This window comes from Caulobacter sp. FV2ps19 (assembly GCF_058681035.1).
In genome coordinates this window covers 2535294-2551210 of sequence record NZ_CM178729.1, presented here as the reverse complement: position 1 = coordinate 2551210, position 15917 = coordinate 2535294, and the positions used below count along the sequence as shown (strand labels likewise).

16 protein-coding genes are annotated in these 15917 nt (G+C 66.7%); 8 read left to right on the top strand and 8 right to left on the bottom strand.

Annotated features, from left to right (window positions below; translation table 11 throughout):
- Window positions 1-68: 68 nt before the first annotated feature.
- Together ACW18B_RS12045 and ACW18B_RS12040 are read left to right on the top strand one after the other, a co-directional pair.
- The gene (locus tag ACW18B_RS12045; RefSeq protein WP_492047288.1) at window positions 69-1688 is read left to right on the top strand and encodes an amino acid permease; all 1620 of its coding nucleotides are present in this window, start codon (window positions 69-71) and stop codon (window positions 1686-1688) included.
- Between the two features lie 73 nt (window positions 1689-1761).
- Window positions 1762-2478, top strand: a complete 717-nt coding sequence (locus ACW18B_RS12040; protein WP_492047287.1) for an MBL fold metallo-hydrolase — start codon at window positions 1762-1764, stop codon at window positions 2476-2478.
- Window positions 2479-2484: 6 nt separating this feature from the next.
- On the opposite strand, the gene ACW18B_RS12035 is transcribed toward ACW18B_RS12040, so the two are convergent.
- Entirely contained in the window at window positions 2485-2886 is a 402-nt protein-coding gene (locus ACW18B_RS12035) for an EF-hand domain-containing protein (protein WP_492047286.1), read from the bottom strand.
- 159 nt (window positions 2887-3045) lie between these two features.
- Here ACW18B_RS12035 and ACW18B_RS12030 point away from each other — a divergent pair, with 159 nt between their 5' ends.
- From ACW18B_RS12030 to ACW18B_RS12020, 3 genes are all read left to right on the top strand, one after another.
- Window positions 3046-3825: a response regulator gene (locus ACW18B_RS12030; RefSeq protein WP_492047285.1), complete on the top strand. Its 780-nt coding sequence runs from the start codon at window positions 3046-3048 to the stop codon at window positions 3823-3825.
- Window positions 3822-5285 (top strand): ATP-binding protein, encoded by a 1464-nt coding sequence (locus tag ACW18B_RS12025; protein ID WP_492047284.1) that lies wholly within the window; start codon window positions 3822-3824, stop codon window positions 5283-5285. Before ACW18B_RS12030 ends, ACW18B_RS12025 begins: the two co-directional genes overlap by 4 nt.
- 96 nt (window positions 5286-5381) lie before the next feature.
- Window positions 5382-6101 carry a hypothetical protein gene (locus ACW18B_RS12020; protein WP_492047283.1) on the top strand — a complete coding sequence of 240 codons (720 nt, stop codon included), beginning with the start codon at window positions 5382-5384 and terminating at the stop codon, window positions 6099-6101.
- Window positions 6102-6241: 140 nt separating this feature from the next.
- Here ACW18B_RS12020 and ACW18B_RS12015 read toward each other — a convergent pair whose 3' ends face one another.
- Window positions 6242-6916, bottom strand: coding sequence for a DUF1345 domain-containing protein (locus ACW18B_RS12015; RefSeq protein ID WP_492047282.1), 675 nt, complete (start codon window positions 6914-6916; stop codon window positions 6242-6244).
- Window positions 6917-7208: 292 nt separating this feature from the next.
- Between ACW18B_RS12015 and ACW18B_RS12010 the strand changes: the two genes are divergently transcribed.
- Window positions 7209-7409: a con-10 family general stress protein gene (locus ACW18B_RS12010; protein WP_492047281.1), complete on the top strand. Its 201-nt coding sequence runs from the start codon at window positions 7209-7211 to the stop codon at window positions 7407-7409.
- A gap of 40 nt (window positions 7410-7449) precedes the next feature.
- On the opposite strand, the gene egtB is transcribed toward ACW18B_RS12010, so the two are convergent.
- The 6 genes from egtB to ACW18B_RS11980 form a co-directional block, all read right to left on the bottom strand.
- The gene (gene egtB / locus ACW18B_RS12005; RefSeq protein ID WP_492047280.1) at window positions 7450-9624 is read right to left on the bottom strand and encodes an ergothioneine biosynthesis protein EgtB; all 2175 of its coding nucleotides are present in this window, start codon (window positions 9622-9624) and stop codon (window positions 7450-7452) included.
- Window positions 9625-9810: 186 nt separating this feature from the next.
- Entirely contained in the window at window positions 9811-10473 is a 663-nt protein-coding gene (locus ACW18B_RS12000; RefSeq protein ID WP_492047279.1) for a tetratricopeptide repeat protein, read from the bottom strand.
- 16 nt (window positions 10474-10489) lie between these two features.
- Window positions 10490-11242 carry an SDR family NAD(P)-dependent oxidoreductase gene (locus ACW18B_RS11995; protein WP_492047278.1) on the bottom strand — a complete coding sequence of 251 codons (753 nt, stop codon included), beginning with the start codon at window positions 11240-11242 and terminating at the stop codon, window positions 10490-10492.
- A complete protein-coding gene (locus ACW18B_RS11990) occupies window positions 11235-11903 on the bottom strand; it encodes an iron-containing redox enzyme family protein (protein WP_492047277.1) in 669 nt (222 codons plus the stop codon). Before ACW18B_RS11990 ends, ACW18B_RS11995 begins: the two co-directional genes overlap by 8 nt.
- A gap of 16 nt (window positions 11904-11919) precedes the next feature.
- Entirely contained in the window at window positions 11920-13368 is a 1449-nt protein-coding gene (locus ACW18B_RS11985; RefSeq protein ID WP_492047276.1) for an AMP-binding protein, read from the bottom strand.
- Window positions 13365-14081, bottom strand: a complete 717-nt coding sequence (locus ACW18B_RS11980; RefSeq protein WP_492051694.1) for a thermostable hemolysin — start codon at window positions 14079-14081, stop codon at window positions 13365-13367. Before ACW18B_RS11980 ends, ACW18B_RS11985 begins: the two co-directional genes overlap by 4 nt.
- 189 nt (window positions 14082-14270) lie before the next feature.
- On the opposite strand from ACW18B_RS11980, the gene ACW18B_RS11975 reads away from it, so the two are divergent.
- Window positions 14271-14792, top strand: coding sequence for an RNA polymerase sigma factor (locus ACW18B_RS11975; RefSeq protein ID WP_492047275.1), 522 nt, complete (start codon window positions 14271-14273; stop codon window positions 14790-14792).
- 100 nt (window positions 14793-14892) lie between these two features.
- Complete coding sequence (locus tag ACW18B_RS11970; protein ID WP_492047274.1) at window positions 14893-15891, top strand: FecR family protein; 999 nt, start codon at window positions 14893-14895, stop codon at window positions 15889-15891.
- Window positions 15892-15917 lie beyond the last annotated feature (26 nt).

Genomic DNA, 15917 nt, shown 5'->3' with positions numbered 1-15917 from the left:
GTCACCGTCCGCAAAATTTATCCAAGGGCGGCTCCCCGGGGGGGAGTCGTGCGTATCCAGGAGGAACTATGTGGCGCGTAAAATCGCTCGATGCGATCCTAGCGACGGCTGAGAAGAAATCCCTTCATCGCTCGCTGGGCCCCATACAGCTCACACTGCTCGGGGTAGGCGCAATCATCGGGACGGGTATCTTCGTCCTGACCGCCGCGGCTTCCCAAAAGGCCGGCCCGGGCATGATGCTGAGCTTCGTGATCGCCGGCGCCGTCTGCGCCTTCGCCGCGCTCTGCTATTCGGAACTGGCGTCCATGGTGCCGGTGTCTGGCTCGGCCTACACCTACACCTACGCCGTGATGGGCGAACTGCTGGCCTGGATGGTCGGCTGGGCCCTGATCCTGGAATACGCCGTGGCGGCCAGCGCCGTGTCGGTGGGCTGGTCGGGCTACTTCCTGGGCATGATCGAGAACGCCCTGAATTTCCGTTGGCCTGAGGCTTTGCGAGCCGGTCCAGCCTGGTCGCTCAATGGCTTCATGCCGGTCGCTGACTTCAGCCACGGGGTCGTCAACATCCCCGCTATCGTGGTCGCGCTGGCGGTCACGGCTCTGCTCGTCGTCGGGACGACTGAAAGCGCCCGCGTCAACGCTTTCCTGGTGTTGATCAAGGTCACGGCGCTGAGCGTCTTTGTCATCCTGACCCTGCCCTTGATGAAGAGCGGCAACTTCCAACCCTTCGCTCCCAATGGCTGGTTCGGCCCGGAAGGCACGACGGGCATGGGCGTGTTCGGCGCCGCTGCTTCGATCTTCTTTGCCTATGTCGGCTTCGACGCCGTCTCCACCGCCGCCGAAGAGACCAAGAACCCACAGCGTAACGTGCCGATCGGCCTGATCGGCAGCCTGGGCATCTGCACCATCTTCTACCTGCTGGTCGCCGCCGGCGCGGTCGGCGCCATCGGCGCTCAACCCGTAGTCGGCGCGGCGGGCGAAGCCGTCCAGCCCGGTTCGGCCGCTTTCCAAACCGCCTGCGGCCTGGCCTCGAACGCTGACCGCCTGGTCTGCTCGAACGAAGCGCTCGCCCACGTCCTGCGTCAGGTCGACTTCCCCCTCGCCGGCTACCTGCTCGGCCTGGCCGCCAATCTGGCCCTGCCTTCGGTCATCCTGATGATGATCTATGGTCAGACGCGGATCTTCTTCGTCATGGCCCGCGACGGTCTGCTGCCCGACAAGCTGGCCGCGATCCACCCCAGGTGGAAGACGCCGCACATCGTGACCATCGCCACCGGCCTGTTCGTGGCGATGGCCGCAGCCTTCTTCCCGGTCGGGCAGCTGGCGGACATCTCCAACTCTGGCACGCTGTTCGCCTTCTTCATGGTGGCGATCGCCGTGATGGTGCTGCGGGTGAAGGATCCCAACCGTCCGCGTCCGTTCAAGACGCCGCTGATCTGGCTCGTGGCTCCGATCGCCCTGGCCGGCTGCGCCTTCCTCTATTTCAACCTGCCGCTGGAATCGATCCTGGTCCTGCCGATCTGGGGCGCCCTGGGCCTGCTGATCTATTTCGCCTATGGCTTCCGCAAGAGCCACGTGGGTCGCGGCCTGCGGGGCGAGGTCCACGAGCTGGACGCCGATGCTCCGGCCACCGGCGTCGCACCGATGCCGGGCGCCCCGGCTCCGGGCTCGCCCGAGGAACGGTCTTGATCTTCGGCTGACAAGCCTTAGGTCGAACGGGCGGGAACTTCGGTTCCCGCCCGTTTTCGTTTGGAGCCAGCCGATGAGCGACCAGCCGCCAATCCGCGCCGTCATCGCGCCGGTCACGCCCCTGCAGCAGAACTGCACGATCGTCTGGTGCGCCAAGACGATGAAGGCCGCGATCATCGATCCAGGCGGCGAGGTCCCCCGGCTGATGAAGGCCATCGCCGATCAGGGCCTGACCCTGGAGAAGATCTGGATCACCCATGGCCACATGGACCACGCCGGCGGCGCGGCCGAGCTGAAGCGCCTGACCGGGGTTCCGATCGAGGGCCCGCACAAGGACGATCAGTTCTGGATCGACCAGATCCAGATGACCGGCGAGCGCTACGGTGTTCCGGAGGCGCGGATCTTCGTTCCAGACCGCTGGCTCGACGATGGCGATGTGGTGACCCTGGGCGAGACCGAGTTCGAGGTCCTGCACTGCCCCGGCCATACGCCGGGCCACGTGATCTTCTTCCACCGCCAGGCGCGCTTCGCCCAAGTCGGCGACGTCCTGTTTCAGGGCTCGATCGGCCGCACCGATTTCCCGCGCGGCAATCACCAGAACCTGCTCGACTCGATCACCCAAAAACTGTGGCCGCTGGGCGGCGACGTGCGCTTCGTGCCGGGCCACGGCCCGATGTCCAGCTTCGCCAACGAGCGACGCAGCAATCCCTATGTCAGCGACCTCGCCATCGAGGCCCAGAACATTCAGGGCCCCGACTACGCCATGCCGAAGAACACCTCGCCGGGCTAACCTTGCCTAGCGTCGAGGCGGACCGCCGCCGGGGTTCAGGGCCTGCTGTTCGGCCCGATCCAGCAGGCCGTCGCCGTTCTTGTCGGCGGTCTTGAAGCGCGCCGTCTGGGTCGCCGTGACCTCGACCAAGGTGATCTCGCCATCATTGTTGGCGTCCATCTCGGCGATCATGTCCGGGCGCTTGCCGCCCCCGGGAGGCGGCGGACCTCGGTCCTGCATGCGGTCCGCCATCCGCTGACGGATCACCGCGACCTCGGCCTTGTCGATGATACCATCGTGATTCTCATCCATGCGCTGGAAGCGCTGGCGGCCCGCCGTTTCGAATTCGGAGACGCTGACCACGCCGTCGCGATTGGCGTCGAGATCAGGACCGCGGCCGCCCGGACCGGGCCCCTGAGCCTGGGCCATGGACGCTGCGCTACAAAAGGTCGCGGCAAGGATTACGAGCGAGGACAAGCGTTTCATGCGAAGCTCCCGAATGGATTGTGGCCCAAATCGCACGGCGGGATTGCGTCGCTGTTTCAGGCGTGAAATCTGAACGCCATCAGGGCATGAAAGGAGCGTCTCATGGAGACCGTCCAACATTCTGACCCAGCCGTCCAACCTGGCCCCGCCCTCGTTGAAACCGCGCGCTTAGCGACGCCCCGGATCCTCATCGTCGACGATGACCCCGGCATTCGCGACGTGGTGTCCGACTTCCTGGGTCGACACGGCTATGCCGTCGAGACGGCGTCCGACGCCCGCACCATGGAACAGGTTCTGGCGCGAGGACCGGTCGACCTGATCGTGCTCGACGTCATGTTGCCCGGTGAAGACGGCCTGGCCATCTGCCGGCGACTTTCGGCGCAGGACGGTCCGGCGATCATCATGCTCTCGGCCATGGGCGAAGAGACCGACCGCATCGTCGGCCTGGAACTCGGCGCAGACGACTACCTGCCCAAGCCTTGCAATCCGCGTGAGCTGCTGGCCCGCATCCGCGCCGTACTGCGTCGTCGTCAGGAGCCCCGCAGCGCCGATGACAGCATGGGTGCGGCCTGCGAATTTGCCGGGTGGCGGCTTGATCTGGTTCGCCGCGAACTGCGCTCGCCCCAGTCGGTGGTGGTCAACCTTTCCAGCGGCGAATTCTCGCTGCTGCGGGCCTTTGTCGAGCGCCCGCAACGCGTCCTGACACGTGACCAGCTTCTGGACCTGGCCCGGGGCCGCGACAGCGACGCCTATGACCGGGCCATCGACGTGCAGATCAGTCGGCTACGACGCAAGCTCGACGATGGCGGCGGCGGTGAACTGATCCGCACCATCCGCAGCGAAGGCTACATGTTCACCGCCAAGGTCGTCCGCACCCCATGATCAAGCGTCAGGGCGGCGCGCCACTGTTCGTTCAGGCGCTGGGACTGGTGACGCTGACCCTGGTGGCGGCGCAACTGATCGCCATCGCCGTCATCTTCACGCTGCCACCCCCGCCGCCCGAGCTCTATCGGCTGTCAGAGATCGCTCGCGCCCTGAAGACCGGCCAGGCCGTCCAGGCTCGCGATGGTCGTCAGTTGATTGTCAGACAACAGGCGAAGATGCGCGCGAGTGGTCCGGATTCGCCCAGGCGCGCAGAGTTCAAGGCCGGCATAGGCCGGGCGCTCGATGTGGCGCCGAGCCGCATTGAGGTGGCCACCGACAATGGCCCTCGCTTCTTCGTTCGGCGATCTCCCAAGACCTTGCAGCCCCCGCCCGACGGCGACAACGCCCGTGGGCGCGGGCCTGAAGGCGGCCCAGACTCCCTCGAAGGGCGCCCAAGCGGGCCCCGAGATCGGTTTATCGCCGGCGCGATGCCTCCCCCCGGCGACCGGGATCCGCGCGCAGGACCCGGACGAGGCGAACCCCTGATATTCGGCGATTTCAAGCTCGGCGTCCGCCAGACCGACGGTCGCTGGACCGTTGTTGAGCCCAAGCCCGCCTTCCGCTTCGACAACTGGCAACAGCGGGTTCTGTTGATCCTCGTGCTGTCCATGCTCGCGGTCGCTCCGCTGGCCTGGCTGTTTGCCCGACGACTGGCCCAGCCGATCACCGCCTTCGCCAACGCCGCCGAGCGACTGGGCCGCGACCCGCGCGCGACGCCGCTGGAGCTGTCCGGGTCGACCGAGGTCGTCGCCGCCGCCAGCGCCTTCAACATGATGCAGGAACGCCTGCGTCGCTATGTCGAGGATCGAACGGCCATGATCGGCGCGATCGCTCACGATCTGCGCACGCCCCTCACCCGCCTGAGGTTCCGCATCGAGGCCGTGCCAGAGGACGTTCGCGGCAAACTCGCCGCCGATATCGACCAGATGGAGGCGATGATCTCCGCCGCCCTGGCCTTTGTTCGCGACACCACCCGCCCTGCCGTACGCACCAAGCTGGAACTGGCCTCTCTGGTTGAAAGCGTCATCGATGAATCCGCCCAGACCGGCGGCCTGGCGACAGTCGAGCAGACGGAAAAGATCGTGGTCGAGGGGGATCCCATTGCCCTCAAGCGTCTTGTCGCCAATCTGGTGGACAATGCGCTGAAATATGGCCTGGTCGCGCGGGGACGCGTGTTCGCCGAAGGCGATATGGCGGTCATCGAAATCGACGATGACGGACCGGGCATCCCCTGCTCCGAACACGAACGGGTCTTCGAGCCGTTCTTCCGAGGGGAACCGTCACGCAATCGCGAGACCGGGGGCATCGGCCTTGGCCTGGCGGTTGTTCGGTCTCTGGCGCGAGCCCATGGCGGCGACGTCACCCTGACCAATCGGCCAGAGGGCGGGCTTCGCGCCAGCGTGCGTCTGCCGCTCTAGTCGCTACGGCTTTGTTACAGGCGCGCAAGACTGGACGCCGGCTCAGACATTCTGCCGAAATGTCAGCGCGCTTGATGCGAGACCAAGGAGTTTCTCATGACATCTCGCGTTCTGGCCGCAGGCCTTCTCGCCCTGTCTCTCACCGCCTGCGCCCATGCGCCGCCCCGTGGACCTGAGGGGCCCGGTGAGCGGCCGGGCCCTGGCTTTGGCCCACCGCCGGCTGAAGGCGGACCGGGTGACGATCGTCGTCGTCCGCAGCTGTTCATCAGTCCTGCAGGCGAGCCGTTCCGCGCGCCGCCTGGATCGGCCTACCCCGTCGCCGCCTGGCTCTCGGGCGCGGATACCAACCACGACGGCGGGCTCACGCGCGATGAGTTCGTGGCGGATGCCGCCCGGTTCTTCGCGATGCTCGACACCGACAAGGACGGCGTCATCGATGGGTTCGAGGTGTCGGCCTATGAAAAGAACATTGCGCCCGAGATCCTGCTCGGCGCCAACCTCGTGTCCGGCGGCGGCCGGGGTGGTCCGCCCGAAGGTGGCCCAGGTGGCGGCGGCCCGCCCCGCAAACGCGGTGGCCCGATTGGCGGCGCCCTTCAGGGCGCCTCGCCCTATGCCTTGCTCGCTGAGCCGCAGCCGGTGATGGGCGCGGACGCCGATTTCAACCGGCGCATCTCTCGCGATGAGGCCCTCAAGGCCGCACGATCCAGGTTTGCCTTGCTGGACATCGACAAGACCGGCGCCCTGCGCCTCGAGGCGTTGCCCAAGACCCCGGTCCAGAATCGCGATGGCGCAAATGCCGGGCGTCACCGCCCCTAGAGCAAGGCGCGTGAAATCGGACTCACGCGCCTTGCTCTAGGCTTTTGTTTTCGCATCGTTTTGCGGAAAGCCGGCGTCCGCTTTTCCGCACGATGCTCTAGCTCTGACGGTATCTGGCGGATGGAGCTTCGCCCGGAGCCCTAGCTGCCCACGACGCTGGCGATGATATTGATACCCAACGCCAGGATGGCGGTGTTGTAGAAGAAGGCTGTCGCCGCATGGGCGGTGACCAGGCGGCGCAGGCGCGAGGTCAGGATGGAATTGTCCGAAACCTGGAACGTCGCACCAACGCTGAAGGCCAGATAGACGAAGTCCATGTAGCTGCTCGGCTGCTCCCCCGGGAAGCCGATGCCACCCTTGCCCTTGCCGTCGCCGAAATGGCGATGCGCATAGTGCGGCACGAACACCGACTGCAGCACCAGCCAGGACAGGACCAGGGTCGCGCCGGCGCTGGCCGTGATCAGGATCTTGGCGGCAGGGTCGGCGGTCCTGGCCGCCAACAAGGCGTCGATCACGGCGCCGAGGCTGGCGATGATCGCGGCCAGCACCACCGTCAAAAGTATGGGGCGCCCCTCGTCGTCGCGCGCCGCGCGCTGACGGATCTCCGTCTCCTCCGCGCTCAGGAACATGCGCCAGGTCAGGACCAGATAGGTGGCCGCCGCAGCGTCCCATCCCAGCAACAGAAGTGATCCGTGCGGCGCATGCAGCACGTATCCCGTCGCCGAGGCCGCCAGGCCGCCGCAACACCCCGCCAGAAGTCGCCAATGCGGGGCCGTGATGTGGGTTTGCGCCGGTGATTTAGCGATCTTGGGCAAGGTGTAAGTCCCGTCCGTCGGTCCAAGAGGACCTCTTGCGTGCATTTACTCACGCTTTCGGATGAACCGATCGCGGCTTCGCTGGTTACCTCTACAGACGCGCAGGAGACGACGCCATGACTGACCCGGACGCCCCGCCTCCCCTCGATCCTCAACCGCCGGAATACGATCCGGGAATGACGCCTGACGAAGAGCCGATGCAATCACCGCCAGTCGAACCCGGGGACGATCGCCCCTACGACGCCCGTCTCTAACCCGCCCGACTGTGACCAGTTTCGATTAGGAGCACGATATGGAACTCGACAGCGAACGCCCCCGAGGCCGCCGCGGCTTCGCCGCCATGGATCCCGAACGCCGCCGCGAGATCGCGCGCAAGGGCGGAGCCAGCGTTCCCAGCGAAAAGCGAAGCTTCGCCAAGGATCGCGATCTGGCCGCCAATGCGGGCCGTAAAGGCGGCTCTTCGTCTCGCAGCCTGCGACCCGCCGGCGAATAAACTCAGAGATTTTCCTCTCGTGACGCGCGTTGATCCCAGACTATCGGGTCAGCGCGTAGATCGCGAAGCTGGGCTCCTCACTCCGCCAGGTGTGGGCGACGGTCCAGCCCGCCCGTTGGGCGATCGCCTCGAAATGGGCGGCCCGATACTTGTGCGAGTTCTCGGTGTGGATCGTTTCACCCGCGGCGAAATTAAAGGCGCGGGCGCCAACAGTAGCCCGCTGCGCGCGCTGACTCACCAGGTGCATTTCGATCCGGCTCTCCGGCTCATTCCACCGCGCCTCATGCGCAAAACCTGACAGATCAAAATCGCCGCCCAGCTCTCGATTGATCCGGGCGAGCACGTTCAGATTGAAGGCCGCCGTAACGCCCTGAGCGTCGTCATAGGCCGGGATCAGGACGTCGGGCGACTTGGCGACATCGGCCCCCACCACCATCATCGCGCCGCGTCCCAGCAAGTCGCCAGCGCGGCGCAAAAAGTCCTCGGCCTCGGCTGGCGGGAAGTTACCGATCGTGGACCCCGGGAAGAAGCCGACGGCAACACGATCCGCGACCTGTGGCGGCAGACGCAGCGCCCGCGTGAAGTCATCGACCAGCGGCGCGACCTCCAAAGCTGGATAGCCGAGCGTGATCTCCGCCGCTGCGCCATCAAGCGCGCTCTGGCTAATGTCGATCGGCACATAGGCGGAAAGCTGCGGCGCGGCGTCGAGCAGGATGCGCGTCTTCACGCTGGCGCCGCTGCCAAATTCCACCAGGGCCGCGCCTTCCGGAATTCGCGCAGCGATATCGGGCGCGACCCGCTGCAGAAGCGCCGTCTCGGTTCGCGTGAGATAATATTCCGGCAGATCACAGATCGCCTCGAACAGCCGCGAGCCCTCCGCGTCATAGAAGTACTTGCTGGGCAGGGTTTTGGGATCGGCAGACAGGCCGCTGATGACGTCCCGCAGGAAGGTGTCATCGGATGAAGGCCCGCGACGGTCCTTGGGCTCTGCATCGTCGGCCAACCGAACGCCAGCGAACGCCCACCGTTTGTCGGGATGGAAGAAGTTGCGATAGGTCGTCCGGGCGTGACCGGGCGGCGTGGCCGCGCAGCCGCCCCGCAGCACCATCTGATTGATCATAAACTTGCCGTTGTATTCACCCAGCGCCCCGGCCCCGGCGCGGAAGCCCGGATAGGCGGCATAGCCGCTGGACGTCCATTGCCAGACATGGCCGTGCAGTTGGCGCAGCCCGCCAGCCCCGGGCGTCCGCACCGCGGCCTCCCACTCGGCCTCGGTGGGCAGACGCCGCCCTGCCCACGCCGCATAGGCGGCCGCCTCATAGTAGCTGACATGGGATACGGGCTCGGCCGGATCAACGGCCCGGCGTCCGGCCAGGCTCATCGCCGACCAGCCGTTCTCATCCCGCCGCCAGTAGAGCGGAGCCTCCCAGCCCTCCTCGACCGCGCGCGCCCAGCCGTCGGACAGCCAGAACTCGGGCCGGGCATAGCCGCCGTCCTCGATGAACTTGAGCCATTCGCCGTTGGTCACCAGCCGGTCGCTCAGTCGATAGGGCGCCAGATGAAACTTGTGGCGGGGCCGCTCATTATCGAACGCAAAGCCACTCTCCCCCGCGCCGATCTCGACCAGTCCGCCCTCGAATGACACGAACCGCTCGGGATCCACCGGCGCCTGTCGCACCGGCGCAGCATCCGCCTGATAGGCGGGATCCAGGGGCGACCGGGCGAAGAGATGCAGGATGTCCATCAGGATCAACTCCTGATGCTGCTCCTCATGGGCCAGCCCCAGATCCAGTCTGTCGCGCAGATCGCGCGACAGACGCGGTCCCGACAGCAAAAGCTCCATCGCGGCGTCGACATGAGCCCGATAGGCGCCGACCTGGGCGGCCGACGGACGGGTCAGCAGGCCCCGCGCCGGCCTGGGCTGCCGGGGCCCCAGAGCCTCATAATAGGAATTGAACAGGTAGCCGAAACCGGGATCGAACAGCCGATAGCCGGAAAGATAGGGCGTCAGAAGGAAGGTCTCGAAAAACCAGGTCGTATGGGCCCGATGCCATTTGGTCGGGCTGGCGTCAGCCATGGACTGGGCGGCCTGATCTTCTGCAGACAAAGGCGCGGCGAGGGTTTCGGTACGACGTCGGACCGCTTGATAGCGTTCCAGGTCGCGTACGGCGGTGGCCTCGACGGCCTCTGATGCGTGCAGGTCGTCCGGGCTCATGCGCTCTCCTGGGGGCCAAGGTCGAGGCTTTTGCGTCGCCCGGTTGAGGACAACGCGCCTAGAGCTTGGGTGTTCCAACCCGGAGTTTCAATAGCGCGAACAGGCGGAGTTGGGGGCGATCACGTGTGAAAGCCGAAACCTCAACGGCGGAAGAACCGCGCCGAACCCCGCCCCGCCTCGCCTCATTTAGCCGTGAGCCTTCTGTCTTGCTTGGGCCAACAAGGCGGTCGCCTCGGCCCGTCGCCCGCGATCAGCGACCTCATGATCAGGACGCGGGGGCGCGGCGAGCGCGCGGTCCAGAGCCGCGATAGCGCCGGCATAGTCGCCCTGCCGCAGCAGGAAATCACCCTGGAAGAAATTGGGGTCGATCCCGCGCGGGTTCACGGCCAGGGCCTTGGCCAGATAGGCCCGCGCCTTGTTGGGATCGCCAAAGCCGATCGGGAAGCCCGGAACCTGGGCGTAAAGCGATCCCAGGCTGGTGTAGATCGACCCGTCGCCCAGGGCGTTCGGATTGATTTTCTCGGCGCGCTCGAGCAGGACGCGGGCCGACTTGGCCAGGGCTAGGCCGCCCAGACCGCCCTTGGCGCCGGCCTCGGTGGCGGTGGAGATCGCCTCCCAGACCAGAGGTTCGGCTCGATTGGGATACTGCTTGGACAAGGCGTCGGCGGCGGCGGCCAGGCGGGCCGCTTCATTGGCCTGAGCCGCCTTGTCTTTCACGTCGTAGTTCACGTGCGCCCAGGTCTTGGCCAGACCGTCCACGCGCCCGTCGAAGGCGGCGTCAGCGGCGAAGGCCGGCAGGGCCAGAGCGCCGAGCATGGCGGTCAGGGCGAGGATGGATAGCGTCTTCATGGAAAACTCCAGACGGTCAGTTGGCGAACAGCCGCGCGGCCTCGCGGTCGTTGGCCGACAGGGCGCGGTCGATCAGTTGTGGAAAGATGGCGTTGAGACGGACGAAGAGGCTCTCTGGGAATCCGAAATACACTTCCTTCTTCCGCCCACGGACGGCCTCGACAATGCGTCGAGCGATCTGCTCGGGGGGATCCATGTTCATCTGGGTCAGCTTGGCGAATTCCATCACCGCCGGCGTGTTCAGCGCGGTCTTGACCGCGCGCGGCGCCACATAGGTGACGTCCAGGCCGCTTCCGGACAACTCGCGGCGCAGCGCCTGGCTGAAGCCGCGCAGTCCGGCCTTGGCGCTGGAATAGGTGACGAAGTGAGCAAAGTTGATCGAGCCGAAGATCGACCCGACATTGACGATGTGCCCCGCCCCGCGCGCCTTCATCTCGGGCAGCACGGCTTGGGTCAGGCGCACCGGCGCGATCAGATTGACCATGTAGCTGGCCAGCAGATGCTCAGGACTCTGCCGCTCGAACGGTCCGAAATGCTGAATGCCGGCAAGGTTGATGACCACATCCCAGGACCGGGTGGAGATCGCCGCGGCGGCGGCTTCCAGACCGGCCGGGGTCGAGATGTCGTGTTGCAGAAAGCCGGAACAGGCGGCCGGCGGCGTGCGGTCCAGCACCACGACGCGGGCGCCCTCCTCCATCAACTGAGCGCAGATCAGCGAGCCCAGTCCGCCGGAGCCGCCCGTCAGCAGGATGGTCATGTCATCAAACATGGGCCACCGCCCGGTCATGCGGGATGGCGCGGAAAACATTGGCGAAGCGCTCGAAGATCGCGCTGGCGACCTCGATGATGGCCGCCTGGTCGTCCGGGTCCTCCACCTCGTCCATCAGCTTCTGGAAGAAGACCAGATGCTCCATGTCCAAAGAGCCATGCGAGGTCAGGTAGCTGAAGCATTGCGGGCCCAGATTGAGGTTCCTGGCGACGGCCTCGGCGCCCTGGGTGGCCAGGCGCACACTGGTTCCTTCCAGCACGAACACCATGCCGAAAAAGCCCATCGGATTGACCTTGGCGATGTAGTCATAGGCGAACTCGACCATGCGCCGGGTGGCCTCGCGCGGCTGGCCGTTGCGCACCGCCTCGGCGTCGCCGCCGCAGTGGCGGATATCGTTGAGGATCCATTCCTCATGGCCGGTCTCTTCGGCGATATATTCGTCCAGCGCATGGCGGAAGCGGTCATGGGCGTCGTCGAGACGAGCCCTGGCCGCCTGCATCAGCGGCACGGTGTGCTTCACGTGGTGATAGGCCTCGGTCAGATAGGCGATATAGGTCTCGCGCGAGATCTGACCGGTCAGGCCGTCCTGGATCTGCGGCACGCTGGCCAGGGTCTGCTGTCCCGCGACGGTGGCGGCGACCAGTTTAGGGAAAAACGTCAAGGCTTAGGGCTCCTGCTCAAGAGGCTTGGATGAAGTCGCTGTGACGCGACAACAGGACCGCCCGGCGGGGGCGGCCATTGTTGGTGAGTTCGCCCTGGGCGGGGTCGAAGGGCGCGCGGACGTGCCAGCGCCTGACCTGGGCGTAGTCGGGCAAGGCCAGATTGGCCCGGGCCACGGCCTGGGCGATCGCGGTGTCGTCCATGTCGGGGATCAGGGGCACAATCAGCGCGCCGAGCTCGGCCTGGGCCTCGCCGAACACCACCGCCTGGCGGATCTCGGGCTGGGCCAGTAGTTCGCTCTCCACCCACTCGGGCGCGACATTGCGGCCAAATGCTGTAATGATGGTGTTGGTTCGGCGGCCTTCAATGCGCAGGAAGCCGTCGGCGTCGAGGCCGCCCAGGTCTCCGGTGTGGACCGCGCCCTGGTGCGGTTCGCGTCCGGCATAGCCGAGGAAGGGCCGGGGCGAGACGATGATCTCGCCCGCGTCGTCAATGCTCACCGACAGGTGCGACAGGGGCTTGCCCACCGCCCCGGCCTTGCGCGCCGACGGGGTGTTCAGCGCCACGACCGAAGCGCATTCGCTCAGGCCATAGCCCTCATAGACCGGCAGGCCCAGGGCGTCGGCCTGGCTGAGCAGCTGCGACGACACCTTGGCGCCGCCGACGGCCACCAGGTTCAGGTCGGGGAAGCGAGCGCCGGTGAAGGTCATCACCATCAACAGGGCGCGCAGCAGTTCGGGCACGACGATCAGGCTGGTGGCGTGCTCGGTGGCGATGGCGCCGGCCAGGGCGGGGAGATCGGGGCGGAACGGATTGTCCAGACCCAATTCGGCGGCTGACAGCACATGATAGCGCCCGCCGGCCAGCAGGGTCGTATAGAGGCCCGCGACATTCTCCAGCAGGATCGACAGCGGCAGCAACGGCAGGTGCAGGCCCGCATAGTCGGTGCCGATGGCGTCGACCAGGGCGGCGGCGGTGGCCTCCATCTGCTCCAACGACAGGCAGACGCCCTTGGGCTGACCCGTGGAGCCGGAGGTGTAGGTGATCTTGGCCGTGCCGCTCGGCAGCGACACGGGCGTCGTAGCGCAGGGCCTGGCGGCGATCGCGGTTCCCAGAATGTCGAACGCGCCTTCGCCTTCAGCCTGCTCAAGAAACAGAGCCGCGCCGGCGTCCTTCAGGGCGTGCTCGCACTGGGCCGGCGTGAAGAAACCCGGCAGCGGCAGGCTGGACCAGCCCAGACGCATCAGGGCGAGGTCCAGGACCACCCAGGCCGGACCATTGGCCAGCCGCACGGCGACCGGCGCGCCCGGCCGGACCAGGGGCGAAAAGATCAGCAGCGCCCCCACGGCCATCTGGATCTGGCCTTCCAGCGCCGCATAGGTCAGGGACAGGGCGCGCGTGCTCAGGGCGATCGCGGCGGGCTTGTCGAGCGCGTGACGGGCGACGGCGTCCAGAACCCGGCTCATCGGACAGGCTCCGAAGGCCAGGCCGGATGTAGTCTGGGCCGGATGTCAGCCACTTCCGGCGGCTCGATCATCAGCATCTGGGCCAGAGCCGGCAGGGCCGGTGCGATGGCGCCGACCATCACCTCGGGATCGCGGTTGTAGTAGCCGCCCCAATCGGCCGCGCCCTCGCCCAGCCGCGACGGCTCGGCGCGGGTCAGGGCCTGGGTGACGAAGCCCACCCGGGCGAAGCTGCGACGAAGTTGACGCGTGGCGGTGGCGGCCGCGTGGGTGCAGCCCTTCTGATCCAGATGACGCGCCAGGGCCAGGAACAGGAACAGCGACGCGCCGGCGCTTTCGGACGCCAGGCTGCCGATCTCGGCCAGGGCTTGCCGATGCGGCCGCTCGCCCGACTTGCGTTCAATAGCCGCCTCGATGGGCTCATCGAGATACTGCTCAAGAAACAGCGCGCCATGGTCGGCCAGACGAAAGCCCACGGCGCCGTGGATCCGGCCCTGTCCGTCCTGGACGCTCATCAGGGTCGGATAGTGCTGACGGATCGTGCCGTTGAAGGCGGCGGCATAGGCGGCCTCGATATAGGCCTCCACCCGACGGCGCTCGGGCTGCATCAGATGGTGGATCGAGATCACCCGCGGTTCCACCGAGGTGAAGCGCCGCACGCGATCGGCGTCGAACTTCAAACTGCCGCGAGGGGCGCCGTCGTCGAGCATCATCACTTCCAGCAAGACCGATCTCCGAACTCTGGCGGGCGTCTCATCGCCCTTCGAGGAGCCATGACGACGCGTGAGCCAAACCCCCTCAAACCGATTGCGATTGCGCCGGGAGACGGCTTCGGAAAGACTGGGGCGCGGCCGGATTCCCGGATGGCGACGGGCCATTGAGCCCCTGGAGCGCAGGTCACGGCCTTGGACGACAGTGACGTCCATCCCTTGCTCGCCGTCTATCTGGCGCGGCGCGAGGACCTGGTGCGCTATTTCCGCGTCCGCCTGCGGTCCGAAGAGGCCGCCCAGGACTTGGTGCAGGACATCTATCTGAAGATCACCCCGCCGCCGGCCGAGCCGGTCGACAATCCCGCCGCCTATCTCTACCGGCTGGGAACCAACCTGATGCTGGATCGCATCAAGGCGCAGCGACGGGCCGTGAAGCGCGAGACCGACTGGCGCGGGACCCAGGTCGATATGATCCAGGGCCAGGACGCCTCGTCAGAGCCCGCCGCCGACGACGCCCTCGCCGCCCGTCAGCGCCTGGCCCAGATCATCGAAACCGTCAACGAACTGCCGCCGGCCGTGCAGCAGGCGTTCCGGCTGCACAAGCTGGAAGGCCTCAACCACGCCGAGACGGCGGCGGCCATGGGCGTGTCCCGGTCCAGCGTCGAGAAGTACATCATGACCAGCCTCAAACGCATCGCGGCCAGGGTGGGACGATGAGGCTTTCATCGGATCGAAAGAAAGTTTGGAGGCGCCTGGCGGTTTGTGGCGTCATTAGGGCAAGCGGGGCGACGATGCGCCTCAGGAGCAATGATCAGGCATGACCGGCCAAGGCGGTTCAACGACGAGCGAGACCCTGCGCGACGATGCCGTCGCGTGGCTGGTGCGCGTGCAGTCGGACCAGGCCACGGCGCAGGACTGGTCGGACCTGACCGCCTGGCTGGAAACCTCCGACGACCATCTGGCCGCCTTTGAAGAGGTTGAGCTGCTGGCGGTTGAACTGGCCGAGCGCGGGCCCGACATCGCCTCGGCCCTGACCCTGGCCGCGCCGACGGTCATTCCCTTCCAGCGTCGCGTCGCCCCAGCGGCCAAGCCCGCACGCCCCACTTGGTCCGCCCTGGCGGCGGCGGCCGCCGCCGTTATCGCGATCGCGGCGGGTCCGGCGATCTGGCGATCCTACGAAGGCGCGCCCGCCGTCTATGAGACAGCGCCTGGCCAGACGCGCCAGATCGCCCTGGCCGACGGCACCCGCATCCATCTGGACGCCGCTTCCAAACTGACCGTCCGCCTGGGCTGGCGGACGCGCCGGGTCGAGATGGCCAGCGCCCAGGCCACCTTCGATGTCGCCAAGGATACTGGCCGGCCCTTCCTGATCGGGGTCGGCGACCAGCAGGTTCGGGTCGTGGGCACCGAATTCAACATCCGCCACTATGACAAGACCGTGCAGGTCACGGTGCGGCGCGGGATTGTCGAGGTGCGCCAACCCGCCCTGGGCTCCGAGCCGGTGGCCCGCCTGGTCGCCGGACAGGCGCTGACGCATGTGGTCGGCGACGCGCGCTCGACCCAAACCAAGACCGACCCGAACCGCGCCTTCGCCTGGACGGAGGGGCGACTGGTCTGCGACGATGAAACCCTGGGCGCGATCATCGCCGATCTGAACCGCCGCTATCCAACCCCGATACGGGTTTCAGACGCCGCCGCCAAGCGCCGCTTTTCCGGGGTTCTGACCCTGGGGGACGAAGAGGTCGTGGTCCAGCGCCTCGCCGGCTATTTCGCCCTCTCCGTCCATCGCACTGACGGGGAAATCGAACTACGCTAAAGCGGTGTTCGGTTTCGGAGGAAGCG

Coding starts and splice junctions, on each gene's coding strand:
- ACW18B_RS12045 (WP_492047288.1), top strand. CDS start 69: ATGTGGCGCGTAAAATCGCTCGATGCGATCCTAGCGACGGCTGAGAAG.
- ACW18B_RS12040 (WP_492047287.1), top strand. CDS start 1,762: ATGAGCGACCAGCCGCCAATCCGCGCCGTCATCGCGCCGGTCACGCCC.
- ACW18B_RS12035 (WP_492047286.1), bottom strand. CDS start 2,886: ATGGCCCAGGCTCAGGGGCCCGGTCCGGGCGGCCGCGGTCCTGATCTC.
- ACW18B_RS12030 (WP_492047285.1), top strand. CDS start 3,046: ATGGAGACCGTCCAACATTCTGACCCAGCCGTCCAACCTGGCCCCGCC.
- ACW18B_RS12025 (WP_492047284.1), top strand. CDS start 3,822: ATGATCAAGCGTCAGGGCGGCGCGCCACTGTTCGTTCAGGCGCTGGGA.
- ACW18B_RS12020 (WP_492047283.1), top strand. CDS start 5,382: ATGACATCTCGCGTTCTGGCCGCAGGCCTTCTCGCCCTGTCTCTCACC.
- ACW18B_RS12010 (WP_492047281.1), top strand. CDS start 7,209: ATGGAACTCGACAGCGAACGCCCCCGAGGCCGCCGCGGCTTCGCCGCC.
- egtB (WP_492047280.1), bottom strand. CDS start 9,624: ATGAGCCCGGACGACCTGCACGCATCAGAGGCCGTCGAGGCCACCGCC.
- ACW18B_RS12000 (WP_492047279.1), bottom strand. CDS start 10,473: ATGAAGACGCTATCCATCCTCGCCCTGACCGCCATGCTCGGCGCTCTG.
- ACW18B_RS11995 (WP_492047278.1), bottom strand. CDS start 11,242: ATGTTTGATGACATGACCATCCTGCTGACGGGCGGCTCCGGCGGACTG.
- ACW18B_RS11985 (WP_492047276.1), bottom strand. CDS start 13,368: ATGAGCCGGGTTCTGGACGCCGTCGCCCGTCACGCGCTCGACAAGCCC.
- ACW18B_RS11970 (WP_492047274.1), top strand. CDS start 14,893: ATGACCGGCCAAGGCGGTTCAACGACGAGCGAGACCCTGCGCGACGAT.